General features: G+C 52.4%; 25 protein-coding genes. 15 read left to right on the forward strand and 10 right to left on the reverse strand.

What is annotated here, in order from left to right; genetic code table 11:
• Window positions 1–115 precede the first annotated feature (115 nt).
• Both K365_RS0105680 and K365_RS0105685 read left to right on the forward strand, forming a co-directional pair.
• A complete protein-coding gene (locus K365_RS0105680) occupies window positions 116–943 on the forward strand; it encodes a DUF3786 domain-containing protein (RefSeq protein WP_006963490.1) in 828 nt (275 codons plus the stop codon).
• Window positions 944–1,015: 72 nt separating this feature from the next.
• Window positions 1,016–1,426 carry a cupin domain-containing protein gene (locus K365_RS0105685; RefSeq protein ID WP_006963485.1) on the forward strand — a complete coding sequence of 137 codons (411 nt, stop codon included), beginning with the start codon at window positions 1,016–1,018 and terminating at the stop codon, window positions 1,424–1,426.
• A gap of 32 nt (window positions 1,427–1,458) precedes the next feature.
• Here K365_RS0105685 and K365_RS29325 read toward each other — a convergent pair whose 3' ends face one another.
• Window positions 1,459–1,569, reverse strand: a complete 111-nt coding sequence (locus K365_RS29325; RefSeq protein ID WP_353740164.1) for a dual CXXC motif small (seleno)protein — start codon at window positions 1,567–1,569, stop codon at window positions 1,459–1,461.
• On the opposite strand from K365_RS29325, the gene K365_RS27865 reads away from it, so the two are divergent.
• The 4 genes from K365_RS27865 (at window position 1,543) to K365_RS0105705 (ending at window position 5,277) form a co-directional block, all read left to right on the forward strand.
• Window positions 1,543–1,719: a hypothetical protein gene (locus K365_RS27865; RefSeq protein WP_156887689.1), complete on the forward strand. Its 177-nt coding sequence runs from the start codon at window positions 1,543–1,545 to the stop codon at window positions 1,717–1,719. The two genes, K365_RS29325 and K365_RS27865, sit on opposite strands and share 27 nt — an antisense overlap.
• Window positions 1,709–2,521: a 4Fe-4S binding protein gene (locus K365_RS0105695; protein ID WP_006963483.1), complete on the forward strand. Its 813-nt coding sequence runs from the start codon at window positions 1,709–1,711 to the stop codon at window positions 2,519–2,521. The genes K365_RS27865 and K365_RS0105695 overlap by 11 nt, the downstream gene beginning before the upstream one ends.
• Window positions 2,522–2,583: 62 nt before the next feature.
• Window positions 2,584–4,977: a Lon protease family protein gene (locus K365_RS0105700; protein ID WP_201765578.1), complete on the forward strand. Its 2,394-nt coding sequence runs from the start codon at window positions 2,584–2,586 to the stop codon at window positions 4,975–4,977.
• A gap of 183 nt (window positions 4,978–5,160) precedes the next feature.
• Window positions 5,161–5,277 (forward strand): desulfoferrodoxin FeS4 iron-binding domain-containing protein, encoded by a 117-nt coding sequence (locus K365_RS0105705; RefSeq protein ID WP_236609866.1) that lies wholly within the window; start codon window positions 5,161–5,163, stop codon window positions 5,275–5,277.
• 92 nt (window positions 5,278–5,369) lie between these two features.
• Here the strand turns inward: K365_RS0105705 and K365_RS0105710 are convergent, their stop codons facing one another.
• The 7 genes from K365_RS0105710 to K365_RS0105745 all read right to left on the reverse strand — a co-directional run bounded on the left by K365_RS0105710 (window position 5,370) and on the right by K365_RS0105745 (window position 15,035).
• The gene (locus K365_RS0105710) at window positions 5,370–6,740 is read right to left on the reverse strand and encodes a dihydrolipoyl dehydrogenase family protein (RefSeq protein WP_006963477.1); all 1,371 of its coding nucleotides are present in this window, start codon (window positions 6,738–6,740) and stop codon (window positions 5,370–5,372) included.
• Between the two features lie 98 nt (window positions 6,741–6,838).
• On the reverse strand, window positions 6,839–7,639 hold the full coding sequence (locus tag K365_RS0105715) for a dihydropteroate synthase (protein WP_006963475.1): 801 nt from the start codon (window positions 7,637–7,639) through the stop codon (window positions 6,839–6,841).
• Between the two features lie 26 nt (window positions 7,640–7,665).
• Window positions 7,666–8,298, reverse strand: coding sequence for a cobalamin B12-binding domain-containing protein (locus tag K365_RS0105720; protein WP_006963473.1), 633 nt, complete (start codon window positions 8,296–8,298; stop codon window positions 7,666–7,668).
• A gap of 11 nt (window positions 8,299–8,309) precedes the next feature.
• Window positions 8,310–9,734 carry a trimethylamine methyltransferase family protein gene (locus K365_RS0105725; RefSeq protein WP_245569138.1) on the reverse strand — a complete coding sequence of 475 codons (1,425 nt, stop codon included), beginning with the start codon at window positions 9,732–9,734 and terminating at the stop codon, window positions 8,310–8,312.
• A gap of 47 nt (window positions 9,735–9,781) precedes the next feature.
• Entirely contained in the window at window positions 9,782–11,284 is a 1,503-nt protein-coding gene (locus K365_RS0105730; protein ID WP_006963471.1) for a BCCT family transporter, read from the reverse strand.
• Between the two features lie 278 nt (window positions 11,285–11,562).
• Window positions 11,563–13,059, reverse strand: coding sequence for a sigma-54 interaction domain-containing protein (locus K365_RS0105735; protein ID WP_024333866.1), 1,497 nt, complete (start codon window positions 13,057–13,059; stop codon window positions 11,563–11,565).
• A 161-nt stretch (window positions 13,060–13,220) separates the two neighbouring features.
• Complete coding sequence (locus K365_RS0105745) at window positions 13,221–15,035, reverse strand: acyl-CoA dehydrogenase (protein WP_024333867.1); 1,815 nt, start codon at window positions 15,033–15,035, stop codon at window positions 13,221–13,223.
• 402 nt (window positions 15,036–15,437) lie between these two features.
• On the opposite strand from K365_RS0105745, the gene K365_RS0105750 reads away from it, so the two are divergent.
• The 6 genes from K365_RS0105750 (at window position 15,438) to K365_RS0105775 (ending at window position 21,520) form a co-directional block, all read left to right on the forward strand.
• Window positions 15,438–16,988: an ABC transporter substrate-binding protein gene (locus K365_RS0105750; RefSeq protein ID WP_024333868.1), complete on the forward strand. Its 1,551-nt coding sequence runs from the start codon at window positions 15,438–15,440 to the stop codon at window positions 16,986–16,988.
• Between the two features lie 97 nt (window positions 16,989–17,085).
• On the forward strand, window positions 17,086–18,072 hold the full coding sequence (locus tag K365_RS0105755) for an ABC transporter permease (protein WP_006963467.1): 987 nt from the start codon (window positions 17,086–17,088) through the stop codon (window positions 18,070–18,072).
• The gene (locus K365_RS0105760; RefSeq protein WP_006963466.1) at window positions 18,069–18,989 is read left to right on the forward strand and encodes an ABC transporter permease; all 921 of its coding nucleotides are present in this window, start codon (window positions 18,069–18,071) and stop codon (window positions 18,987–18,989) included. Before K365_RS0105755 ends, K365_RS0105760 begins: the two co-directional genes overlap by 4 nt.
• Before the next feature lie 12 nt (window positions 18,990–19,001).
• The gene (locus tag K365_RS0105765) at window positions 19,002–19,961 is read left to right on the forward strand and encodes an ABC transporter ATP-binding protein (RefSeq protein ID WP_006963465.1); all 960 of its coding nucleotides are present in this window, start codon (window positions 19,002–19,004) and stop codon (window positions 19,959–19,961) included.
• A gap of 14 nt (window positions 19,962–19,975) precedes the next feature.
• Window positions 19,976–20,998 (forward strand): ABC transporter ATP-binding protein, encoded by a 1,023-nt coding sequence (locus K365_RS0105770; protein ID WP_024333869.1) that lies wholly within the window; start codon window positions 19,976–19,978, stop codon window positions 20,996–20,998.
• Between the two features lie 135 nt (window positions 20,999–21,133).
• Window positions 21,134–21,520, forward strand: a complete 387-nt coding sequence (locus K365_RS0105775; RefSeq protein WP_006963463.1) for a response regulator — start codon at window positions 21,134–21,136, stop codon at window positions 21,518–21,520.
• Between the two features lie 9 nt (window positions 21,521–21,529).
• On the opposite strand, the gene tsaA is transcribed toward K365_RS0105775, so the two are convergent.
• Together tsaA and K365_RS0105785 are read right to left on the reverse strand one after the other, a co-directional pair.
• A complete protein-coding gene (gene tsaA, locus K365_RS0105780; protein ID WP_034625452.1) occupies window positions 21,530–22,243 on the reverse strand; it encodes a tRNA (N6-threonylcarbamoyladenosine(37)-N6)-methyltransferase TrmO in 714 nt (237 codons plus the stop codon).
• 14 nt (window positions 22,244–22,257) lie between these two features.
• On the reverse strand, window positions 22,258–22,692 hold the full coding sequence (locus K365_RS0105785) for a DMT family transporter (protein ID WP_006963461.1): 435 nt from the start codon (window positions 22,690–22,692) through the stop codon (window positions 22,258–22,260).
• A 204-nt stretch (window positions 22,693–22,896) separates the two neighbouring features.
• Between K365_RS0105785 and K365_RS0105795 the strand changes: the two genes are divergently transcribed.
• Genes K365_RS0105795 through K365_RS0105805 form a run of 3 tightly spaced genes read left to right on the forward strand, consistent with a single transcriptional unit; the run spans window position 22,897 to window position 24,768 of the window.
• The gene (locus tag K365_RS0105795; protein WP_024333871.1) at window positions 22,897–23,742 is read left to right on the forward strand and encodes an alpha/beta hydrolase; all 846 of its coding nucleotides are present in this window, start codon (window positions 22,897–22,899) and stop codon (window positions 23,740–23,742) included.
• A complete protein-coding gene (locus K365_RS0105800) occupies window positions 23,739–24,464 on the forward strand; it encodes an AzlC family ABC transporter permease (protein ID WP_024333872.1) in 726 nt (241 codons plus the stop codon). The genes K365_RS0105795 and K365_RS0105800 overlap by 4 nt, the downstream gene beginning before the upstream one ends.
• On the forward strand, window positions 24,457–24,768 hold the full coding sequence (locus tag K365_RS0105805; RefSeq protein WP_006963458.1) for an AzlD domain-containing protein: 312 nt from the start codon (window positions 24,457–24,459) through the stop codon (window positions 24,766–24,768). Before K365_RS0105800 ends, K365_RS0105805 begins: the two co-directional genes overlap by 8 nt.
• Window positions 24,769–24,880 lie beyond the last annotated feature (112 nt).

Genomic DNA, 24,880 nt, shown 5'->3' on the forward strand with positions numbered 1-24,880 from the left:
GGGCATTAGTATTTCAACAGTATAAGGCCAAGGCATGTGTTTGTAAAGGCAGCCTTGTTCATCACAGATGACATGATAAATAGATGTTAACCTGTCCCAACGGAGGTGTCGATATATGTTTGCCAATGCCATGGAAGTTTTCAAACTTCTGGATAAATCCAATTGCAGAGAGTGCAATGAACCCACCTGTCTGGCGTTTGCGTCAAAAGTATTTTTAGGGCAAAGAGATCTGTCCGACTGTACTCATCTGGACCCGGAGGTGATTGCAAAATACAGCCAAGCACCCAGAAAAGGATTCAAACCCGGGGAATCGGATTATGAACGGGAACTGGCCGCCATGCAGGAGCGGGTCAAAGAGATCGATCTGGAAGAGGCGGCCCGCAGAACCGGGGGCCGGTTTGACGGGAAATGGCTGACGCTCCGGATATTCGGCAAACCCTTTTCCGTGAACCAGGAAGGACGCTTTAAATCAGACCTGCATATCAATCCCTGGATCACCGGGCCGGTGCTCACCTATGTGCTGGAAAGCAAAGGAACCCCTGTTACCGGACAGTGGATGCCTTTCCGGGAACTGGCCGGAGCCCGGGAGCTGAACGGTTTATATATGAAACGTACAGAGGAGCCGCTGAAAAAAATTGCGGACGCTTATCCGGATCTGTTCGAGGACCTGGGCTTTATTTTCAATGGAAAAGAGATCGAAGAGCAGTATCAGTCCGATATTTCCATGGTGCTGTATCCGCTGCCCCTGGTGCCTGTCATGATCTGTTACTGGAAACCGGATGACGGCCTGGATTCAGACCTGCACCTGTTTTATGATAAAAGCGCATCGCACAACGGCGGCAGTGACATGGTGTTCCGTCTGACCGCCGGCATTGTTCAGATGTTTGAAAAACTGGCCAGGACTCACGGCTGGAGTGCAGCGGCTCAGGCAGCCGACCGATGACATTGGGCTGGTATTTTTAACGGCAATGTGGCAAGGTAAAAATCTGTGATAATTTAAAGTGGAGTTGTCGACATGAAGGTGATTCACTGGACGGAATGCAAGGAAAAACAGATCGAGCGGTTCCCATACAAAGGCGAGCAGCTCGATGTCATCGGCACCAGCATCCGCTGGCTGTCCCAGCACGGGGAGGATGAAAACGGAATTCCGGAATACGGGCTGCGGTTTTTCACCATCCAGCCGGGGGGACAGATTCCCATTCACAACCATTTTTACCACCAGACCATGTATATTCTGTCCGGTGAATTTGAATGCTGGGAATTTGATGAAAAAACCGATGAACTGAAGAAAAAAGTGGCGTGCAAGCCCGGAACCGCTGTTTATATACCGAGTATGCAGCCCCATGGCATGAAAAACGTGACAGACGAACCCGCCACTTTTTTATGCTGCATCTGCAATGTCTATGATGAGGATGCCGCGCTTTGAAAAGGGCGTAACAACGTCAACCCAAAAAGATTTCAGATCCGGTTGATCGGTACATTGGCCAGGTGTTCTTCAAGATATTCATCCATCAGCTCTTTGTACCGGGTTTCAGGAAAATTTTGGCCGCAGGACCTGCAGCAGAACAAAATCCGGGTTCAGGTCCGCCGGATATAAAGGTTTCCGCCGCAGGCCGGGCATTTTTCTTTGATCTTCATGGAGAAAGTCATACAATAATTGAGATGATTTTTCAAATTGCTTTTTACATAAACAGGAGATTTAAAAAAAATGACCCATAAAAAAATCACCCTGGTATATTTCAGTCCCACCGCCACCACAAAAACCGTGCTGGACGCCATCGCAAAGGGGACTGGGTATGAGGTGGACAGTTATGACATCACCTTGTCTGAAGCCAGAAAAAAAATCCCCCAGGACCTGGATACATCCGTGATCGTTTTCGGGGCACCGGTTTACAGCGGCAGATTGCCGAAACTGGCGGCTGATTGTTTTAAACAGGTGTCGGCATCCGGCATTCCCGTCGTGCCGGTGGTGGTTTACGGCAACCGGGAATATGACGATGCATTGCTGGAATTAAAAGATATCTGTGTTCAGTGCAAAGGTGTTCCCGTGGCTGCAGGCGCGTTCATCGGTGAGCATTCGTTTTCCACACAACCCGCGCCCATTGCCCCTGGCAGGCCGGATGAAAAAGATCTGGCATGTGCGGTTGAATTCGGACAAAAGATCAGCCGGTTGCTGGAAACACTTGATCCGGACAAAAAAACGGGTGACCTTGTGGTGCCGGGAAACGTTCCTTATAAAAAACCCTCGGCTGCCAAAGGTGTGCCGTTCATCGATGTGACCGATGACTGTACCGCCTGCGGCACCTGCGTGGCGGTATGTCCGGTGGATGCCATCGATGAAGATGACGGGTTCTGCACGCTTGATGATATCTGTATTCACTGCTGTGCCTGCATTAAAGCCTGTCCGGAATCCGCACGGATCATGAAGGACGGCCCGTTCAAGGACACGGCAGCCAAACTGCATCAGACCTGCGGGGTTCGAAAAGAACCGGAAACATTTTTTGCCCAGACTCAAAAATAACCACCGACTTGCCGGAAAAGGCCAGGGAAATGGCAGCCTAAAAAAGGAAAATAATGGTATTGATGGACGAATATCGTGTCAACACAGCGGATCTGGCCCGACAATGCCAGGATGACCCCTTTGATTTCACCACCACAGCGGATCTGGCGCCCTTAGACAGTGTCATCGGCCAGCGGCGGGCCGTGGAAGCCATCCATTTCGGGCTGAACATGAAGGGACCGGGGTATCATATTTTCATCACCGGTTTGGAAGGCACCGGCAGAACCACCATTACCCGGGAAATTCTGACCACCCATGCCAAAAAACGGGAAACACCCGAAGACCTGTGTCTGGTCAATAATTTTGAAGATCCTTATCAGCCCAGGGTCATGGCGCTTCCCACCGGATCGGCCGTGTTTTTTTCAAATAAAATGACCCGGTTTATTGAGGCCTTGAAAACCAATCTGCCCCTGGCATTTGAACAGAAAACCTTTGTTGAGAAACAGGCCCGGATCAAAAAAAAGATGGCAGATGTACAGGACCGCATCATGTCAAGGGTGGCAGCGGCGGCTGAAAAAAAAGACATTAAAATTGTCCGCACGGACGAAGGGTATCAAGCGGTGCCTTTGCAGGAGGGTGAACCGGTTTCTCCGGAAGCGTTTTCCGCCCTGGAACCGGAACGCCGCACCGCTATTGAAAAAGATCTGGCCCGGGTTCAGCAGCAGATGAAAGATGCGGTGGCACAGATTCAGCAGCAGGCAAAAAAAACACAGCAAGCGTATCAGGAACTTTTGGTTGAAACAGCCGGTGCCTTGTTTTCCCGGGAGATGGACCTGTTGTTTACGGACTTTGACGACCGGCCCCAGGCCCGCAAATTTCTTGCGGAAGCAAAAAAAGACCTGACAGACCATCTGCCGCTCCTGCTCAGTTCGCTGGATCCTGACACGGATCAGGGGACGGAAACCACTGAAATGCTGGAATTTCTGGATAAGCGCTACCAGGTCAATGTTTTAGTGGACCGGCGGGGGGAACACGGGGCCCCGGTGATTTTTGAGCCGGCCCCCACATTCCAGAATCTGTTTGGAAAAATTGAAAAAATGCCGGTGCAGGGTATGGTGTCCACTGATTTCACCATGGTGCAGGCCGGTTCGCTGTTGCGGGCAAACAAGGGGTTTCTGGTTTTGGAAATCGATGCGGTATTGCGCCATCCAGAGGTCTGGGAGACCTTGAAAACCACCTTGCAGAACAAAAAGATGTATATTCAGGATCCGCCGGATCAGTCCGGGCCTGCCATGGCATCTTTGCGGCCCGACCCCATTGACCTGGATGTCAAAGTGGTGCTGGTGGGCGGATATGAAATTTTCCGGGCGCTTCAGGGTGCAGATCCCAAGTTCAACCGGATTTTCAAGGTCCGGGCGGATTTTGATTATGAAGTGGATGTCAGTCGTGAGAACCTGTTCAATTACGCCCGGTTCATCGCCCGGGCCTGTGAAACTGAAAATCTGCCGGCTTTTACCTCCTGTGGTGTGACTGCCGTGGTTGAGTACGGCAGCCGGATGGCGGAAAGTAAATACAAATTGTCCCTGCGGTTCGGACGGATTCTGGACCTGCTCAAGGAAGCCGCTTTCTGGGCTGACCGTGATCAGGCAAAGGCTGTGACTGCGGAACACGTGGCCCGGGCCCTGAATGCCTTCAGGTTCCGGCATAACCTGTATGAGGAAAAGGTCCAGGAAAAATATGATGACCACTCCATTCTCATCGATCTGACCGGGTCGGTGACGGGCCAGGTCAATGCGCTGGCAGTCTACCAGGTGGGAGATCTGGCCTTTGGCCGGCCTTCCCGGATCACGGCGGAATCCTACATGGGAAAGCCCGGTATCATCAATGTGGAGCATGAAGCCGATCTTTCCGGCCAGACCCATGACAAAGGGGTGATGATCATTGCCGGATTCCTGGGCCGGATGTTTGCCCAGGAATATCCGTTGAGCGTATCGGTGAGCATCACATTTGAACAAAGTTACAGCGGTGTGGATGGTGACAGTGCCTCTTCCACGGAACTGTATGCAGTCTTGTCCAGCCTGTCCGGATATCCCATCCGTCAGGGGATTGCCGTGACCGGGTCCGTGAATCAGAAAGGACAGATCCAGTCCATCGGCGGGGTGAACGAAAAGATCGAAGGATTTTTTGACGTATGTGCCGGCCGGGGTCTCACCGGAGATCAGGGGGTGATGATCCCTTCCGCCAATATCAGGAATTTAATGCTCAGAAAAGATGTGGTGGACGCCGTGGACCAGGGGCGATTTCATATTTATCATGTGTCAACCATTGAACAGGGAATTGAAGTGTTGACCGGTGTGCCGGCAGGCCGGGCCGATGAGGGTGCCATGTTTCCGGAAAATACGGTGTTCGGCGCGGTTCAGCAAAAACTTAAAAAATTTCATGATCAAACCACACCAGGTCCCTGGTCTGGCCGATGAATTCTGTGAACAGATATATGGGCAATTCAACCCAGCACCTTTTTTTTAGGGTTGACAACGGTCCGGTTTCAATTAATTGTATGGGTGTGTTTTTCTGCCTTTTTTGATTGTAACGCAACATGAATTGATTGCGCTGATTGATCAGAGGCGGTATTTAATATGAACGCAAACAAAAGGAGGCCGATGATGCCAGCTGTTGGAGAGACCTACAAATGTGAGATATGCGGAAATGTCGTGGAAGTGAAAGAAGCCGGAGAGGGTGAACTGGTCTGTTGCGGACAGCCCATGGAAAAACAGTAATCCGGGATTTTTTTTGATCCCATCGCCTGATGTGACAAGAGCAGAAAAAGGGGGGAGCATACCTTTTTCTGCTCTTTTTTTTTGCTGTCCGCTCAATCGATGAGCGGGTCGAGCATATAAAGAATATCACTTTCCCGGGATGGATAAGGGGCCATGATATGGTCATTTTTGAGCCGGCTGACCGGGGTTTTATCAATCATGGCCTGTTTAAAGATATTGACCAGTCCGGTGGTGTTGTCTCCCAGAAAATGGGCCCCTAAAATACCGCCTTTATCATCCGTCAGGATTTTGTAGGCAGCATGGGTCATGCCGATCCGCCGGTAGGTGGGCCAGTTTAATTCGGTTTCATGGCTTTTTCTATAGGGTGTGTTTTCCTTTTGAAGCATCTCTTCGGTCTTGCCCACCATTCCCAGCTGGGGATAGGTGAACAGCACGGCAGGCACGACCGTGTAATCCATAACCGGCAGGTCAGTGCCGTTTTCCAGGGCCATGATGGACCGTGCCGCCACATGGGCCTCCATGTCCGCCACCCTTGCCAGCATCACAGTATCGGCGCAGTCACCGATGGCAAAAATGTGGGGAATCGATGTCTGCATGGCCGGGTTGACGTCAATGCCTCTTCTGGATGATTTAATGCCGGCAGTATCCGGAGACAGCGGTTCAATATCGGGAGTCCGCCCGGCACTGTTCACCACCAGATCCACCACCAGGGGGGGGCCGGATTTAAAATGAACGGTGTATTCATCACTGTTTTTTGTCACAGATGTTATGGATACGCCGGTTCGTACCTGAATGCCGTCTGCTTCCGATGCCCGGACCAGTTGTGTGACCATGTCCTGGTCAAAAGGGCCTAAGGTACGGTCCCCTGCCTCAAGGATATGGATATTCTGATTTCGGCTGCCGAGCCGGGCCGCAAAATGGGCGAATTCAAAAGAGATGAACCCACCGCCGATAAATGCGATGCGTGGGGGCAACGCGGTCAGATTCAGAAAATCATCACTGGTGATCAGATGTTGGGCCCCGTCAATGGGCAGTTGGGCTGGAACCGCACCGGTTGCGACAATCACATAGCGGGTTTTATAATCGTTTTCGCCGATACGCAGGGTGGTGGTATCCAAAAATTTGGCCTGGCCCTGCAGATACGTGATACCGCTGCCTTTGAGACCGGCAATGGTATTTTCAGGGACTTTGGAGGTAAACCGGGTTTTTTGTTTTTGTACCTGGTCCCAGTTGAACCCGGGTAGTTTTGTGATACCTTTTCCCAGCAGATGCCGGCTGCGGGCCACCACTTCCATGGTTTCATAAAACCATTTTTTTGCCTGACAGCCCCGCAAGGCACAGACCCCGCCGGGGGTCGGACTGTTTTCTGCAATGGCCACACGATACCCTTCTGCAGCCAGGTCATAGGCGGCTGTCTGGCCGGCAGTGCCGGTTCCGATCACGATCACATCGAATTGTTCCATGGTACCCCCCTTTTGAAAAAAATGCCCGGTGCCGCCTGTAAAAGGCCGCACCGGGCATGATGAATCCAAATACAGGAATCTTTGTTAACCAGGTGAAATTAACTTTCAATCACCCCGGCCCGGACCCCTTTCAGATAGCTCATGCAGTAGTTGTCATGGCCCAGCAGCATGTCTGCGGTTTTGATGGCGGCCATGATTTTTTTGTCCAGCGGATCGATAATGGCGGAATCCATGCCCGATGCCATCATCAGGGTGACAAAGGTGCGGTTGATGATGTGGCGCTGGGGCAGGCCGTAGGAAATATTGGACAGGCCGCCGGTGATGTGCACTTCCGGAAATTTAGCCTTGATGGCCCGCACCGCGTCCAGGATCATCACCCCTTTGGTGCTGTCCGTGGAAATGGGCTGCACCAGGGGATCCACATAGATGTTGGCGGTGGGTATCCCGATCTTGTTGAGTTCTTCCACCAGGGTTTTCGCCCTTGCCACAATGTCATCGGACTGGGTGGGCATGCCCCCGTCATCCATGCACAAGGCGATGACTTTGCAGTCCTTGCCTTTCAGAAACGGAATCATGTTGTCAAACCGTTCCTTTTCCAGGCTGATGGAGTTGATCATGGGGGTCTTTTCCACCATGGCAAATGCCATCTCCAGGATGGCCGGGTCCGGGCTGTCCAGGGCCAGGGGCACGGTGGCAATGGGCTGGATGGTTTCCAGCAGCCATTTCATGTCCGCTTCTTCATGGCCGATGCGGGCCCCGGCATTCACGTCGATAAACGCGGCACCGGCTTCCTGCTGCCTGGTGACATCATCGATGATGTACTGGGCGTTTCGTTCGGCCACAGCAGCCTGGACCAGTTTTCTGGAGGTGTTGATACGTTCTCCGATTACTTCAAACATGGGGATCTCCTTCTCCGTGTCCTTAATTAAGCAACCAGCTTTTTGGCCAGTTTTGAGGCAGACCCGGCATCGGCGGCAAATCCGTCCGCACCAATGTCATCGGCAAATGACTGGGTGACCGGGGCACCGCCCACCAGAATTTTCACCTGATCCCGCAATCCCGCTTCCACAATGGCATCTATGGTTTGTTTCATCATGGGCATGGTGGTGGTCAAAAGGGCTGACAGGCAGACGATCTGGGCATTGGTTTCCTTGATCTTGGACACAAAGTCTTCGGGCGGAATGTCCACACCCATGTTGGTCACCTGCATGCCCGCACTTTCCATCATCATGGCCACCAGGTTCTTGCCGATGTCATGCAGGTCGCCTTTGACCGTTCCGATCAGAACGGATGCGCCGGCAGATCCTTCGCCTTCGGCCAGCAGCGGCTTGAGAATGACGACGCAATTGGCCATGGCATGGGCTGCCATCAGCACTTCAGGGATGAACATGTCTCCGGATTCCATTTTTTCACCCACAATGTCCATACCGGCGATCAGCCCTTTGTTCAGGATCTCGTTGGCCGGCACGTTCTGGTCCAGGGCTTCTCTGACCAGGCTTTCGAGTTTGGCTTCGTCACAGGCCACCAGGGCTTCGGTAATCGCGTTGAAATCAGTCATTTTTTTCTCCTTTATTGGTTTTTGCGTTTTTCAACAAAATCAGTCAATTGCTTTTCAATATCCGGATCAATATCCGGCCGTTCATACGCAGCCAGCCGCTGGGCCACTTTGTCTTCAGCGATCTGGTAGATGTGCTGTTTCCCTGCCTTGGCCCAGGCATCTTTGTTTTTCCGGCTCATAAGGGAAGGCATGTAAAATTCAGTCCGGCACAGCTGAAAGGTTTTGGGATGGGTCAGGTACTGACCGCCGATTCCCACCTGTTTGATGATATCCAGATCAATGGCCTCGTCTGTCAACGCAACGGGTTTGATCATGTTTCTTACCATACCGCACAGCTCTTCGTCCACCAGAAATTTTTCAAAACTCATGGCAATGTAAGATCCCAGAATACCGCAGGCATGCAGAATAAAATTGATACCGCTTGTGGCGGCCGTGTAGAGCGCCAGAGCGGATTCGGCCCCGGCCTGGGCATCGGTGCACAGGGAGTCGGTGAGCCCGCCCCCGGATCTGGAGGGCAGGTTGTAGAATCGTGCCATCTGGGCCACCAGATGGATGTTTTTGGACAGTTCCGGTGCCCCGATGGACAGGGCCCCGGTTTTCATGTCCATGGCGGACGAGGTGGAACCGTAGATCACAGGCGCCCCCGGTCTTACCAGCTGGGCCAGGGTGATGCCGGCCAGTATTTCCGCGTTCTGCAGGGCTATCACCCCGCCCAGGGTTACCGGGCCGGATCCGCCGGCCATGATCAAAGACGCCACCACACAAGCCTGGTTGTGGCGGGCCAGTTCAATCAAAGACCCGATCATTTCATCGGAAAACTGCAACGGGGACAGGGAATTGATCAAAGACACGGACACGGTCTTGTCCATGATGTTTTTTTTGCCGCCCCAGAGAATACCGGCCATCTCGATGCCGTCCAGGGCACCTTGGCGGGATACCGGGCTGCCCATGAACGGTTTGTCGCACAACAGCATGTTGGACAGGTTCAGGTCCAGGTGAACGGTCTGGTGGGGCATATCCGCCGGTTCCACCATCATCCATCCGTTCATGTCGATATACGGGGAAGTCTGGATGAGTTTACAGAAATTGTCATAGTCTTCCATGCTGGCCTGGCGTTCGTTGCCTTTGGCATCCATGACAAACGGAGCCCCGTATCCGGGGAGAAACACAAAGTCGTCCTCACCGATCTCCACATTTTTTTCGGGGTTCCTGGCGTGGACCGTGAACCGTTTGGGTGCGGTTTCCAGGGCTTTTTGAACCGCAGATTCTTCAAAAAACACCGTGGTGCCTTCCACCTTGAACCCATTGTCCTTGAAAATCTCAAGGGCTTCCTTGTCATTAAAGGCCACGCCGGTGGTCTTCAACAGATCCATGGCAGCGTCATGGATTTTTTCCATTTCCTGTCGGCTCATTTCCTGCATTCGGTCATACATCATGATTTCTCCTTATCATGGACAGTATTGTCCAGTGGTTAATAATGGCGTTATGCGGTGTCGGTTTTTTTACATTGATTCAATCCCTTAAACAGGCCGAACAGTGCCACCAGCAGCAGAAACATCAGCGGGAATGCGGTGGCAATGGATGCGGTCTGAATGGCTTTGAGACTCCCGGACCCGGCCAGCACCGCCGCCACAGCGCCCAGGGCGATACCCCAGAAGGCCCTTAAGTTCCGGCCCGGATTTTCATGACCGGAGACAAACATGGCCAGAGAAATGGCGGCCGAATTGGCGGATGTCAGAAAGAAAGTGGCAATGAGAAAGATCAGGGCCACGGCCAGAAGCCCGGTCAATGGCAGGTTCTGGGCAATGGCAAAAATAGCGCTTTCCACCCCATGGGCTTCCAGGGTCCCGGTGACATCAAAATGGATGCCCGCACCCCCCACCACGCCGTACCACAGAAAATTGCCCAGAGACGGCAGGATCAGTGCGGCCGCCACGGTCTCCCGGATGGTTCTGCCTTTGGAGATCCGGGCGATGAACACGGCCACAAACGGGGACCAGCTCATCCACCAGGCCCAGTAGAACACGGTCCAGGATCCGATCCAGTTGCCATCGTATCCGGGGGCGGTGAACAGACTCATGGGAATGAAGTGCAGCAGATACTGGCCGAAAGAATTGACGGTCAGGTTCACCAGAAAAATGGTGGGGCCGAACACCAGTACGAAAAACCATACGGCCACAAATACCCACATGTTGACATCTCCCATCAGTTTCACCCCTTTCTGGAGCCCGGTGTACACGGACAGGGTGAAAATGGCGGTAAGGACCCCGATGATGATGTAGGTGCCGGACGGCCCCAGTTCCAGGCCGTACTGGTATTTAAGCCCGGCAGACAGCTGAAGGGCTACAAATCCGGTGGTGGTGGCCAGGCCCCCTAATGTGGCAAACACGGCAAAAATATCCAGCACCTTTCCCCAGGTGCCGTGGATCCGGTCGCCGATGGCATAATAGAATGCAGAAGAAAATTTCAGCGGCAGGTTTTGGGTGAAACAGGCATGGGCCAGGGCAACGGTGAGCAGGGCATAGATAGACCAGGCACTCAATCCCCAGTGAAAAAACGAATAAGTCATGGCGTTGGCTCCGGCCGCCGGGGTCAAAGGATCGCCGCCGAAATAAGGGGGCGGACTCATGTAGTGGTAAGCCGGTTCGGCCGGGCCCCAGAACACAATGCCTGCGGCAATGGCCGACCCGAACAGCATGGCGAACCAGGAGAAATTGGAAAATTCAGGCCGGTCTTGAGGCAGGCCCAGTTTAATGGATCCGTAAGCAGGACCCATGAGTACAAAGCATCCCATGACCAGAAAAAATACGGTGATCAGGTACAGCCAGGTCCACATGGTGGTGGTCCAGGAGAACACGGTATTGATCACGGATGCCATGTTGTCGGGAAACAGAATGGACCAGAGCACAAATGCGATGGTCACGCCCGCAGATATCCAGAAAATCATGGGGTCAAAGGGGCGGGCTGAAGCCGGGGTACGGGCCATGGGCAATCTCCTGAAATGGTTTGTTTGATTGTCGAAAGCCTGCCGTTGCATTGCAGGCAGTCCGGCGTTTGTTTCTTGAAGTTATCTGTCGCCATTTAAGATGCAGGATTGATGCCAGCATGTTAAGATTTCCGGGTGATGTATGAATCGCCCAGATGACAGGCAGATACGATATATTTCCTTTTAACGGATTTTACGGATCAGATTGGAAAAAGTGAAAAATTTTTTTCTTTATAACCGAATTTTATGAAAAATATTTTTCTTATGAAAATTATTTTTCATATTCGCGACATAAAATCAGCCCGGCAAAGCTGATATTTTTTTATTTTATAATGGAACAGCTGTCTGGATATGCCTAAGTGTCTGGCCGCCTGGGTCACATTGCCCCGGCAGGCAGCCAGGGCGTTTGTCACAGCGGTTCGTTCCTGGTCTGCCTGGATCTGGGCCAGGGGCCGGGAGGGGTCCGGCAAATCGGAAACCCGGGAGATGATGGGTTCAGCAAGTCCTTTTTTATCCGTCGGTGGCCGATCTTCGGGCGGGATTCGGGGTGCCGGAGGTGCCATGGGTTCCAGGGTGTCCAGTCCCGGGGTGAACGGATCGATACCCAGAATTTTCTCCTGTCCGGCCAGATTCATGGCCCCTTCAATGAGATGTTCCAGTTCCCGGATATTGCCCGGCCATTGATAGACCTGAAACAATTCCCGGACTTCCCGGGAAATCCCCTGGACATGGGTACCCAGGCGCTGGTTGTATTTTTTAATGAAATGAATGGTCAGTTCTCTGATACTGTCCAGCCGCTCCCGCAACGGGGGCAGCTTGACCATCACAACGCCAAGCCGGTAATACAGGTCCGTACGCAGCCGGTTTTCCCGGATGGCGACCCGGGGATCCCGACTCACTGAACTGATGATTTTTACATCCACCGGAATTTCCTTGACCGATCCCAGGCGGCGGACCTGTTTTTCCTGGATTGCCCGGAGCAGTTTGGCCTGCAGTTCCATAGGCATGGCCAGCAGTTCATCCAGAAACAAGGTGCCTTTGTGGGCGGTTTCAAACAATCCGGGCTTGTCCAGAGCCCCGGTGAACGCGCCCCGGGTGGTGCCGAACAGCATGCCTTCCATCAGATACTGGGGGATGGCCGCACAGTTGACCGCCACATATTTTTCCTTGTGCCTGGGGCTGAAATTGTGGATGGATTGAGCGAACAGCTCCTTACCGGTACCGGTTTCTCCCTGAATCATGATGGGGGAAGGGGATGCGGCCGCTTTCTGGGCGGTTTCCTTGACCCGGATGAAATCCGGGCTGGAGCCGATCAGGTCATCAAAGGTGTATTGGGTCCCGTTTCCCAGTGTGGACCGGCATTCGGATGCAGAAGGCACCGGCATGGATCGGCGCAGCTGCTCGTAGTCCTTGACAAAGCAGATGACGCCGGTAATGGTCTTATGATCGAACAGCGGATAGACCGAAGTGATGGTGTTGGCAACTTTCCCGGACACGGTTTTGTAGAAAAAAATCCGATTTTTGATGGCCTGTTGATGCCGGGCGCATTGCATGATCATGCTGGTGCGGTTGCTCAACTCATAGATTTCGGTCACTTTAAGGCCCATGGCTTTTTCAGGAGAAATGCCGTCGATTCTGGCCTGAGCCTGGTTGTAGTACTGAATGATCCCGTTGATATCGGCAATCACTACCCCGTCATCCAGATGATCCAGCACGGACAAAAAATTGATCTGGTTCATGTTCAGCAGTCCGGATGCTGCCTTGGAACTCCCCATACCCGATATCCTTGATGGTTAAAATTCTGCCAACGCGTTTTTTTGACATGGAACCATAAAATCAGGGATCGGTACAAGAAAAAAATAAAAAACCCGGGGGATACAGTCAAAAATCCCCCGGGTTCCGCCGGATACCGGCACCTTGTGTTAAAATGGATGCATCATGACGGGAACATGGTTTCCTCGATGTCGACCGCCGCGCTGCTGGTGTTCATCAACGCGGCAAACCGGCCCAGGGTCACCGGCAGCATGGTTTCGGTGAAAAACTGTAATGATTTGATGATACCCTGGTAGAACGGCTGGTCTTTTTTCTTGGCGGTTTCCAGTTTCCGGGCTGCAATGGTGGCCCGCCACAGCAGCATCCAGGCCATGACCGTGTCTCCGGCCGCATCCTGGAACGGATGGGCATTGGCAAATGCAGCCAGCACTTTGTCGGACATGGCGGTCTGACCCATGTGAATGGCCACTTCCGCCAGTTTGTTGACCGCTTCCTCCACTTTGACGGCATATCCCTGGATGGTTTCGATCTCCTTGGCCTGGGCCAGGGTTTTCTGCATTTCTCCGAACAGGTCCATGATGGGCTTGCCCTTGTTTAAGCCCAGTTTTCTGCCCAGAAGATCCATGGCCTGAATCCCGTTGGTACCTTCGTAGATCAGGGTGATGCGGCAGTCGCGGAGCAGCTGGGCCATGGGGTATTCCTCGATGAACCCGTATCCGCCGTATACCTGCATGCCCTGAGAACACATCTCAAAGGCCCGGTCCGTGACATACCCTTTGGCAATGGGGGTCAGAATTTCCACAAACCCCTGGTATTTGGCTTTTTCTTCGTCTGTGGGGGCATATTTGGCCATGTCTGAACAATAATGCACAAAATAGAGCAAAGACCGCATCCCTTCCACATTCACTTTCATCAGCATGAGCTGACGCCGCACATCCGGGTGCTGGATAATGGGTACGCCTTCGGCATCCGGGTTCAGGATTTCAGTCAAGGCCTTGCCCTGGATCCGGGTTTTGGCATAGTCCAGAGCGTACATATAGGCGGCCGTGGCACAGGCAAATCCCTGATACCCCACCAGGAGCCGGGCCGCGTTCATCATCAGGAACATGGCTTTCATGCCCTTGTTTTCTTCTCCCAAAAGTGTGCCGATGCAGTTGCCTTTGGACCCCAGGGCCAGTGAACAGGTGGAATTGCCGTGGATACCCATCTTGTGCTCGATGCCGGTGCACACCACATCATTGAATTCGCCTAAGGATCCGTCGGCATTGACCCGGATTTTGGGCACCAGGAACAATGAGATGCCTTTGGTGCCGGCCGGTGCGCCCTCGATGCGGGCCAGAACCGGGTGAATGATGTTTTCCGCCAGATCATGCTCGCCGCCGGAGATAAAGATCTTTTCTCCCACAATGGAGTAAGTCCCGTCTCCGTTGGGCGTGGCTTTGGTGGTTAAAGCACCGACATCTGATCCGGCATTGGGTTCGGTGAGCAGCATGGTGCCGCACCATTTGCCGGTGTACATATTTTTCAGATACAACTCTTTTTGTTCCTGGGTGCCGAAATGTTCCACCAGGTGACCGGCACCCTGGGTCAGGCCGGGATACATCATGAACGGATAATTGGCGCCGTTGAAATATTCCGCCACTGCCGATGCCACGGTTCTGGGCATGCCCTGTCCGCCCCATTCCGGGTCTTCGGTGACCGCCAGCCATTCTCCGTCGTTGAACAGTTCAAACAGCCGCTTGAACGCCGCCGGCGTGGTCACTTGGCCGTTTTCCAGTTGACATCCCTCCTGGTCTCCTTCCTTGCTGGCCGGCAGCAGTTCCTTGACTGCAAAATTCCTGGCTTCTGAAATCACCAGATCAATGGTTTTTTTGTTGAAATCCGCAAATCCGTCATAAAGTTTGGACAACGATTCTGCGTTGAGCTGCTCATGCATGACAAATTCGATGTCCCGCCGGTCTGAAATAACCTGTGTCATGATTGGATGATCCTCCTAATGTGAATGTCTGTCATGGGTTCTGAATAGTTGTTCATTGGGTTGATTCCTGATTTTTCAACGGGAATACCCGGGTAAAACCCATGAAAAAAGTTGCCTTATAAAATTAATATTAAATTATAATAAAAGGTTGCAATTCATTTTTAAAAATGATTCCGTAATAATTGCAAAGAGAATACCTGATTTCAATAAAATGAATACTCATTCATTACATGGAATTTTAACCGTGTCAATGATTATTTTCAAAATATTGATATTGCTTGACCCTGTGATTGTTTTTTGGTAATTCTAACTAGTTGGACAATGCAGGATAGTTAATGCCAGTGACATGCATATGTCAGGCGTTTTATGGATTTGTGATTAACACTAATTTGGAGGATGAGAATGAAAAAATTGCTACTGACTGTGTTAAGTGTTTTTATGGTCATGTCTTTGACGGTGTCTGCCGGTGCAAAAACGTTTAAGATGGGGCTGGATGCCGACCCGGTATCCCTGGATCCCCAGGTACAGTTGTCAGGCGGCATGCTCCAGCTGTCCCACTGGGTGTTTGATCCCCTGGTACGCTGGACCCAGGACATGGAGTTTGAACCCCGCCTGGCCACCAGCTGGGAACGGCTGGATGACCTGACCATGCGGTTTCATCTCAGAAAGGGTGTCAAGTTCCACAGCGGCAACGACTTTACCGCCAAAGATGTGAAATGGTCTTTTGACCGCATGCGCAAAAGCGTGGACTTCAAAGGCCTGCTGGAACCCTTTGAGGGATGTTACATCGTGGATGATTACACCGTGGACGTTAAAACCAAAAAAGCGTATCCTTTGGTGCTCAATATGGCCACCTATTTCTTTGCCATGGATTCCGAATTTTACACCGGCACCGATGAAAACGGCCAGCCCAAGGATGCCATTCTCAAAATCGGTGAATCGTTTGCATTGAACAACGCTTCGGGTACAGGCCCCTTTATTGTCACCAACCGCCAGCACAACGTAATCCTGGAAATGAAACGGTTTGAAGACTACTGGGACACAAACAGCCCGGGCAATGTCACTGAATTCATCCTGAGCCCCATCAAGGAAAACGCCACCCGGGTGGCAGCTCTTTTATCCGGCGGGGTGGACTGGATCTCTCCGGTGCCCCCCCAGGACTTTGCCAGAATCCAGTCCGATGACAAGGTCAAACTGGTGAACATTAACGGCGGCCGGATCATCACCTTCCAGATGAACCCCAACCGGGTGGAGGCGTTCAAGGATGTCAGAGTCCGCCAGGCCATTGTCCATGCTGTGAACAACGAAGGCATCGTCAAACAGATCATGAAAGGCACGGCCACGGTGGCGGCCCAGCAGGGTCCCGAAGGCTATCTCGGCTACAAGGAAAATCTGACCCCCCGCTATGACCTTGAAAAAGCCAAGGCCCTCATGAAAGAAGCCGGGTATGAAAACGGGTTTGAAATTTCCATGATGGCCCCCAACAACCGGTATGTCAATGATGCCAAGATTGCTGAAGCCACAGCCCAGATGCTGGGCAGAATCGGCATCAAGGTAAATTTGAAGACCCTGCCCAAGGCCCAGTACTGGAATGAATATGATGATAGAGCCGCCGACATGATGATGATCGGATGGCACTCTGACACCGAAGATTCCGGGAACTTTTCAGAATTTTTGACCATGTGCCCCAATGCGGAAACCGGCTACGGCCAGTATAACAGCGGATACTGCAATCCGAAAGTGGACGAGCTGACCATCGCTGCCCAGTCGGAGACCGATATGGAAAAACGGAAAGCCATGCTCCAGGAAATCGAGCAGATTCTGTATGATGATGCCGCGTTTGTGCCGTTTCACTGGCAGAACCATTCCTATGGCGTCAAAAAGAACGTGCAGGCGCAACCGGTCATCAATGCCCAGAATTTTCCGTATATCGGAGACCTGGTCATCGAATAGAAAATTTCGGTTGTCGATTTTTGCAGTTTAACCTGTCACTGCCGCCCGGAAAGGTTTTCCGGGCGGCAGTGCTTAAATCTGGAAACAACGGCATCACATGATTGCATTTATCATACGCAGAATTCTCCAGGCAGTGGTGGTCATGCTGGTTATCAGCCTGGTGGTATTTGCCATAAAAAAAGAGTTTGGTGATCCGGTCCGGGACCTGGTGGGAGAGCGGGTCACCCCGGAAGAGCGGCAACAGATCGCCGATAAAATGGGGCTTAATGATCCGTTCCTGATCCAGTACGGCCGGTTTGTCAAAAATGCCGTGACCCAAGGGGATCTGGGGCGGTCCTTTTTATACAACAAACCCAATCTTGAGGTGATTGTGAACCATGCGCCGGCCACCATCGAGCTGGTGCTGGGGACTGCGCTGATTATCATTGTCCTGTCTTTACCCCTGGGGGTTTACTGTGCCTTGAAGCCAAGAAGCTGGTTGTCCCGGTTTACCATGAGCTTTTCTACGTTAGGGGTGTCCATGCCCGTGTTTTTGACCGCCATCCTGCTTATCTATCTGTTTGCGGTGCACTGGCGGATCCTGCCCTCCTACGGCCGGGGGGAAACCGTGGATCTTTTCGGCAACGGCATATGGATGACCGGGCTTTTAACCATTGACGGGCTCAAACATCTGATTCTTCCCTGTATCTCTTTGTCCACGCTCATGCTGCCCCTGTTTATCCGCCTGATCCGCTCTGAGATGATGGAGGTGCTGGAAACCGAATATATCAAATATGCCTGGGCCAAAGGGCTGTCGCCCAAACGGGTCTGGCTGGTGCATGCATTCAAGAACACCCTGCTGCCGGTTATCACGGTGTTCGGGGTCCAGATCGGAATCATGTTTGCTTTTACCCTGCTTACGGAACTGGTATTCCAGTGGCCGGGCATGGGATTCATGTTCTTAGAGGCGGTGAACCGGGCGGATCTCTCATTGCTCATTGCCTATCTGGTGGTGGTGGCGGCCTTGTTTGTGGTGGTCAATACGGTTGTGGATATTCTTTATGGCTTTATCAATCCCACTGTCAGGATAGCAGGAACCAAATGAAAACAAAATTACAGCAGTTTAAAGAATCCTATTTTTTATACAGTTTCCGGCGGGACATGGTGGCCATGGCAAGCTTTGTGGTCCTGGTGTTTTTTTTGCTTATCGCGTTTGCCGCTCCCTGGATTTCTCCCATGAACCCATATGATTCCGCCAACATTGACATCATGAATTCGGAAATCCCCCCCATGTGGATGGACGGCGGATCAAAAGAATTTCCCCTGGGCACCGACAATCAGGGCCGGGACATGCTGTCCACCATGTTCTACGGGCTGCGCACCTCCATTATCATAGGACTTGGGGCTGTGGCTATCCAGGCGAGCATCGGCATTGTCTTAGGGCTTATGGCAGGGTATCTGGGAGGGAAAACCGATGCCGTTCTCATGCGCCTGGCAGATATCCAGTTTTCTTTTCCCTATCTCATGGTGGCCATCTTCATGAGCGCCATCTTTCAGGTGGTGTTTGGTGCCGGCAGTTTTGAACAGCTTGCCATACCGCTGTTGACCATCATCATTGGTCTGTCCAACTGGCCCATGTTCGCCAGGACCATCCGGGCCTCGGTCATGGGGGAAAAAAACAAGGAATATGTGGAGGCGGCACGGGTGATCGGCCTGCCCCAGAGGATCATCATGTTCCGGCATATTCTGCCCAATGCCCTGACATCGGTGATGGTCATTTCCACCATCCAGGTGGCCAATGCGGTCATGAGTGAGGCGGCCCTGTCGTTTCTGGGACTGGGTATGCCCGTGACAAAACCGTCTTTGGGGTCTCTTATCCGGTCCGGACAGGAATACTTTTTTTCCGGGTCCTGGTGGATTACGGTGCTGCCGGGGCTGTGGCTGGTGCTCTTTATCCTGGTCATCAACCTGCTGGGTGACTGGCTCCGGGATGTGCTTAACCCGAAATTATACAAAGGATAACACAAACTTAAGATGTCTTCTCTTTTAGAAGTCCGGGACCTTGAAGTGAAATTTGCCCTCAGGTCCGGAGATATTACGGCAATCGACGGTGTCAGCTTTCAACTGGATCCCGGAGAACGCATGGGTCTGGTGGGGGAAAGCGGGGCCGGCAAATCGGTTACGGGTTTTGCCATCATCAACCTGATTTCCAAGCCCGGGTATATTTCCAGGGGCAGCATTCATTTTGAGGGAAAAGAGATATCTGCCTATCCCCCGGAAAAAATGCGCAAAATCAGAGGAAACCGGATTTCCATGATTTTTCAGGACCCCATGATGACGCTGAATCCGGTGTACACCATCGGGTTTCAGATGATCGAAACCCTGAGGGCCCACAGGGATATATCCAAATCCGAAGCCCGGGCCATTGCCCTGGAAAAATTGAAGCTGGTCCAGATGCCGTCTCCTGAAAAGCGGCTGGCCCAGTACCCCCACGAATTGTCCGGGGGCATGCGCCAGCGGATCATCATTGCCATATCCCTTTTGGCCGACCCGGCCATCATCATTGCGGACGAGCCCACAACCGCTTTGGATGTCACCATCCAGGCCGAGATCATGGACCTGCTTCAGGAACTGTGTGAAAAAGAAAAAATGGGGCTGATCCTCATCACCCATGACTTAGGGGTGGTGTCCCAGGTGACCGAAAAAATCGCGGTGATGTATGCAGGCAAGATCATTGAATACGGCCCGACGGATACCGTGGTGCATCATCCGGTGCATCCCTATACCATCGGACTTATCGGGTCCATTCCCGGCTCCATTGAACCGGGTAAAGACCTCAAGCAGATTCCGGGCATGATGCCCACCCTTACCAATATTCCGCCCGGGTGTGCATTCAACCCCAGGTGCGAACTTGCGGCAGATATCTGTACCCGGCAGACCCCGGTGCTGGAAGAAAAACAAAACGGTATTATGGCAGCCTGTCATATGAAATAAGATAAGGAAAATCCATGACGACGAATCATACCCCTTTATTGCGCGTCCAGAACGTGTTCAAGCATTTTGATATTTCCGGCGGATTTCTGGACCAACTGCGTTTCAAAGGCGGCATTCATCTGGGAAAAACCACTGTCAAGGCTGTGAATAACGTCTCTTTGTTTGTCAACAAAGGAGAAACCCTGAGCGTGGTGGGGGAAAGCGGGTGCGGAAAATCCACCCTGGCACGGGTCATCCTGGGGCTGTACCGGCCCAATGCCGGCAAGATTTTTTATGGCGGCCAGCGCATCGATACCCTTTCCCATGAGCAGTGGCTTCCCTTTCGCAGAAAAATGCAGATGATTTTCCAGGACCCCTATGCGTCATTGAATCCCAGAAAAACCGTGCGACAGACCCTGGAAGAACCCTTGCGGTTCCACAACCCGAAAATGACATCCGAAGAAGCCAGGGACAAGGTGGCCTATGTCATGGAACAGGTGGGGGTGGATCCTGCCTGGATCGCCCGGCACCCCCATGAATTTTCCGGGGGGCAGCGCCAGCGCATCTCCATTGCCAGGGGGCTGATACTGGATCCTGATTTTATCGTGGCAGACGAGCCGGTGTCTGCCCTGGATGTCTCCATCCAGGCCCAGATTCTGAACCTGCTCATGGATTTGCGGGAAAAACATGACCTGACCTATCTGTTTATCACCCATGACCTGTCTGTGGTGCACCACATCAGTTCCCGGGTGGCAGTCCTGTATCTGGGCACCCTGTGTGAACTGGCCTCGGCCAATGATCTTTTCAACGAACCCCGGCACCCCTATACAAGGGCCCTTTTGTCTGCCATCCCAAAGGTGGGGGAAAAAAAGGCCAAGCACATCAAACTCAAGGGCGAGGTGCCCACACCGGTGAATCTGCCTTCAGGGTGCGTGTTTCATAACCGGTGTGTCTTTGCCCGGGACCGGTGCAAAAAAGAATTTCCCCGCCTCAATGAACTGCCCAACGGCAGTTTTGTGTCCTGCCACGGAGTGGAAGAAGGGTGGGATATGGGTTGAAATAGCTGGCCGGTGTTTAATTATTGCAGTTTTTTTACCGGGAGCGTAAGATGGCGCAAATAGACTGGGTCGTTTGCATAAAACAATCGGTTTGGGGTGATAAGATAAAAACCCGCTGATGGAGGGGTGAAAAAGATGTCTGACACAGTTTCAAGTCGTCCCAAAGTGCTTGTGATCGATGATGAGAAAGCAATTTCCAAAATGCTGGCAATGGCGTTGTCCAGAAAAGGTTATGATGTGGATACCGCTGAAAATGGAGAACAAGGCGTAAAAAAATTACATATGGCTGATTACGATCTGGTCATTACAGATATGCGAATGGGAAAGATGACAGGCGATGATGTGCTTTTGGAGGTCAGGCAACTGAAAGGAGCGCGTCTGCCGGTCATCGCCATGTCAGGTACCCCGTGGCTCATGGAGAACTCCCGGTTCGATGCGGTTCTTGCCAAGCCCTATCAATTAAAAGATTTGTTCGATCTCATCAGAAAATTCATTCCGCCTGTCGCGCTTCATACAAATTAAGTTTTTTTGTCATTTTATTGGGTCCAAAGATAAAATCCGGGCAATTCCGTCGGTGATTTGCCATTTCACGTCCAGATCATAAAGGCGGATACCATAAATTTTTTTATCCTTTGTGGTGGGTCCTGCACGGTATCCGGGGCGGGGATCGTTTTCAAGGATCTGGGTGATAAGGGATGCCAGGTTGGGAATTTGCTGCGACATTTTCCGGCACTGGGTTTGTGCTTCAGAAGAAAAAATCACTTGAAGCCGGGAAGCGGGCCGATTGTCGGCAAAACCGCCATCTGCCCGGACAATGGCATCTGCCCAGGGGATATAGGGTTTGATATCCAGCACGGGTGTTTCATTGACGATATCCACACCGGACAGATGCAGGACCGGTCCGTCACAACTGTTTTCCACGCTGTCGAGTTTTACGGCGGAAATACCGATGGGATTGGGTCGAAACGGGGATCTTGTGGCGAACACGCCGGCTTTTTTGTTTCCTCCCAGGCGCGGGGGCCGGACCAGGGCTGACCAGGTTTTGTCCCGGGTTTGATGGAATACAAAAATCAGCCAGATATGGGAAAATTTTTCCAGGTCCCGGACCGCATCCATATTGGCAAACGCCGGATCAAATACCAGTTGTCCTCTAGCAGCAGGCACTAAATTCATTTGTCTGGGAACACCGAATTTTTCCTTGAAACAGGTGTACAAGGTGGCAATGGGCGTAAAGGTATGGGGCACGGCATCGGCTCCAATCACTGCATGACCAGCCAGATCCCCACAAACATCACCAGCATGCCGATGATCCGGGAGAGGGTGATGGGCCGGATATCCGCTCCGAACAGGCCGAACTGGTCAATGACGGCTGCTGTGATGAACTGGGCCGTTACCAGGATGGTGAATGCAGCCACCAGCCCTAAGCGGGGGACGCTGTAACCGATGGCGGCGATGAGCACCAGTCCGGTGGGGCCGGCCAGCAGTGTATACCAGGGAACTTGGGACAGACCGGACAGATTGCCGCCCCGCAGCAGGATCATGATGATCCCGATGAGAAATCCGCCTCCCCCATAGGTGACGAACACGCTTTCAAGGGTGCCCACCTGCTTGTCAATACCCCCCATCAGCTGACCCTGAAGGGCCACGGCAATACCGCCGACGGCGGCAATGACGGCCAGATAAATGAGACTCACTGTTTTTCTCCTTTGTTCAGAAACCGGCTATTACCGGGTTGTGGCTGTCCTGGGTCCGATTCCGGATTTTTTAATTGCCACTACTACTAAAAAAAGTGTTTCAAATCAAGCAGATCAAACGTCTACACCGGATTTTCCTTTTCATCATCCGCATTCTGTTATATTTTACCCACACCAATGTTGAGGTCATTTAAGGAGTCTGACATGAGATTTCCGGTTATCGTGGTCATTGCCGTGCTCTTATTTTTGCTTACACGGTACGTGTTTTCCAGAAAACTATTGTATTTTCCAATGCCGGTCAACGCCGAACAGCTGGCACAGATGGCGGCCCGGATCCCGGAGGCGGAAGAGATCCGGATTTCTGTGGGAAAAAACACCGTGCTCCATGGATGGCTGGTGAAAAAAGACTGGACCGGCCTGCCCACGGTGTTTTATTTCGGAGGCAATGCCGAAGAAGTCTCCGTAAACCTGGCGGATTTTTCAGCCCGGGTATCTGCCAATGGGGTTCTGATCAACTACCGGGGATACGGCCAGAGCGGCGGATCGCCTACAGAAGCGCGTCTCAAGGCGGATGCCCTGGCCATTTATGATCATATGGCAACCCGGTATTCACTTGACGCCACCAACTGTGCTGCCTGGGGCCGGAGCCTGGGGTCTTCCATGGCGGCGTATCTGGCCCTGGAACGGGGCCTTGGCAGACTGATGCTCACCTGCCCTTTTGACAGCATTCAGGCGGTGGCCGGCGCATATTACCCGTCGTGGCTGGTGAATCTGGTGCTGGAGGACCGGCATCGTACCATTGATTTTGCGGCCGGAATCACCAGTCCGACCCTGATTCTGGTGGCCCCGAATGACGAAGTGATACCCACGCAGAATACCCTTCGCCTGTATGAGCGCCTGACCTGCCCCAAACAGCTGGTGCCGGTTCATGGCGCCGGCCATAACACGATTTCTTCGTTTGAAGTCTATTTTGATGCAGTCAATACATTTCTGGAAAAAGACCTGGCGCACACCAGGTCCCATCGATTGACAAAGGATCCGGCAAAATGACAACAGGATCGGAAACGCATGGGTCGCACCCGATGGAAATCCGTGGCGCTGTCCAGGCCGGTATCCCCATATTCATCGGGTACTTTCCGGCGGCTGTGGCCTTTGGTATTCTGGCAAAAGGGTGCAGCACCAGCCTGCTGGAGGCGTTTATGTTTTCTGCGGTGGTGTTTGCCGGGGCCAGCCAGTTCATCGCTTTGAACCTGCTGATGACCGGCATGGGACCGGGGGGTATCATTCTGACCACCTTGCTGGTGAATTTCAGACATTTTCTCATGAGTGCGTATCTGTCCACCCGGCTCAGAAATCTGGCCCATAAAACCTATTTTCTGCTGGCTTTCGGGGTGACGGATGAAGTGTTTTCCGTGCTGTCTTTCCACAAAAAGGCCTTGACCCCCCGGTTTGTATTTTTCCTGGAACTGTCCGCCTGGTCCGGGTGGGTATCCGGCACGGTGTGCGGATATGTTCTGGGCGGTTTTCTGCCCGATATTCTGACCCAGAGCATGGGGGTTGCTTTGTACGCCCTGCTGCTGGCCATCCTGATGCCGGCCCTCAAGACTGCCAGAGTAACAGTGTTTCTGGCTGTGCTGTCGGCTGTGCTGAATACGCTGCTGATATGGCTGGATCTGTTTCCTGCCGGGTGGACCATTATTATCTGTATCCTGGTGGTGGCATTTGTGGGAGCGATGCTCACCCCGGAAAAAAAGGAGGTCACCTGTGAATGACACCCTGATTCCCTTGATTTTGGGTATGGCTGCCGTGACCTATATACCCCGGCTTTTGCCTTTTCTCCTGCTCAACCGCCTGCGCATTCCCCACAAAGTGAACGCGTTTTTAAAAGCCATCCCTGTTGCAGCCATCGGTGCATTGATCGTTCCCGGTGTTTTAACCGCCACACCGGATATGCCGGCAGCGGCCCTGGCAGGCATGGGTTTCACTTTGATTTACGGGATGTTCAGAGGCGGGATCATCGTGCCGGTTTTAGGAGCGGTGGGTATTTCCTGGCTGATACTGGCCCTGGCGGGGTGAAAAAAATGCCGATATCACAACCGGAAAAAGGTTTTGACATCCAGACGTATTCTTATATAATTGGTCCATCTGTATTGAATTTCATTCCGGCCTGATTTTAATCTGCTGTTCA

Source organism: Desulfotignum balticum DSM 7044 (assembly GCF_000421285.1).
Taxonomy (GTDB): Bacteria; Desulfobacterota; Desulfobacteria; order Desulfobacterales; family Desulfobacteraceae; genus Desulfotignum; species Desulfotignum balticum.

Bases quoted from the DNA above. Each gene is read 5' to 3' on its own strand.
- K365_RS0105705 (WP_236609866.1), top strand. From the start codon at position 5,161: ATGATGCCAGCTGTTGGAGAGACCTACAAATGTGAGATATGCGGAAAT.
- K365_RS0105750 (WP_024333868.1), top strand. From the start codon at position 15,438: ATGAAAAAATTGCTACTGACTGTGTTAAGTGTTTTTATGGTCATGTCT.
- K365_RS0105720 (WP_006963473.1), bottom strand. From the start codon at position 8,298: ATGACTGATTTCAACGCGATTACCGAAGCCCTGGTGGCCTGTGACGAA.
- K365_RS0105730 (WP_006963471.1), bottom strand. From the start codon at position 11,284: ATGGCCCGTACCCCGGCTTCAGCCCGCCCCTTTGACCCCATGATTTTC.
- K365_RS0105725 (WP_245569138.1), bottom strand. From the start codon at position 9,734: ATGATGTATGACCGAATGCAGGAAATGAGCCGACAGGAAATGGAAAAA.
- K365_RS0105685 (WP_006963485.1), top strand. From the start codon at position 1,016: ATGAAGGTGATTCACTGGACGGAATGCAAGGAAAAACAGATCGAGCGG.
- K365_RS0105755 (WP_006963467.1), top strand. From the start codon at position 17,086: ATGATTGCATTTATCATACGCAGAATTCTCCAGGCAGTGGTGGTCATG.
- K365_RS0105745 (WP_024333867.1), bottom strand. From the start codon at position 15,035: ATGACACAGGTTATTTCAGACCGGCGGGACATCGAATTTGTCATGCAT.
- K365_RS0105710 (WP_006963477.1), bottom strand. From the start codon at position 6,740: ATGGAACAATTCGATGTGATCGTGATCGGAACCGGCACTGCCGGCCAG.
- K365_RS0105735 (WP_024333866.1), bottom strand. From the start codon at position 13,059: ATGGGGAGTTCCAAGGCAGCATCCGGACTGCTGAACATGAACCAGATC.
- K365_RS0105775 (WP_006963463.1), top strand. From the start codon at position 21,134: ATGTCTGACACAGTTTCAAGTCGTCCCAAAGTGCTTGTGATCGATGAT.
- K365_RS0105760 (WP_006963466.1), top strand. From the start codon at position 18,069: ATGAAAACAAAATTACAGCAGTTTAAAGAATCCTATTTTTTATACAGT.
- K365_RS0105800 (WP_024333872.1), top strand. From the start codon at position 23,739: ATGACAACAGGATCGGAAACGCATGGGTCGCACCCGATGGAAATCCGT.
- K365_RS0105695 (WP_006963483.1), top strand. From the start codon at position 1,709: ATGACCCATAAAAAAATCACCCTGGTATATTTCAGTCCCACCGCCACC.
- K365_RS0105700 (WP_201765578.1), top strand. From the start codon at position 2,584: ATGGACGAATATCGTGTCAACACAGCGGATCTGGCCCGACAATGCCAG.
- K365_RS0105680 (WP_006963490.1), top strand. From the start codon at position 116: ATGTTTGCCAATGCCATGGAAGTTTTCAAACTTCTGGATAAATCCAAT.
- K365_RS0105770 (WP_024333869.1), top strand. From the start codon at position 19,976: ATGACGACGAATCATACCCCTTTATTGCGCGTCCAGAACGTGTTCAAG.
- K365_RS0105765 (WP_006963465.1), top strand. From the start codon at position 19,002: ATGTCTTCTCTTTTAGAAGTCCGGGACCTTGAAGTGAAATTTGCCCTC.
- K365_RS0105795 (WP_024333871.1), top strand. From the start codon at position 22,897: ATGAGATTTCCGGTTATCGTGGTCATTGCCGTGCTCTTATTTTTGCTT.
- K365_RS0105715 (WP_006963475.1), bottom strand. From the start codon at position 7,639: ATGTTTGAAGTAATCGGAGAACGTATCAACACCTCCAGAAAACTGGTC.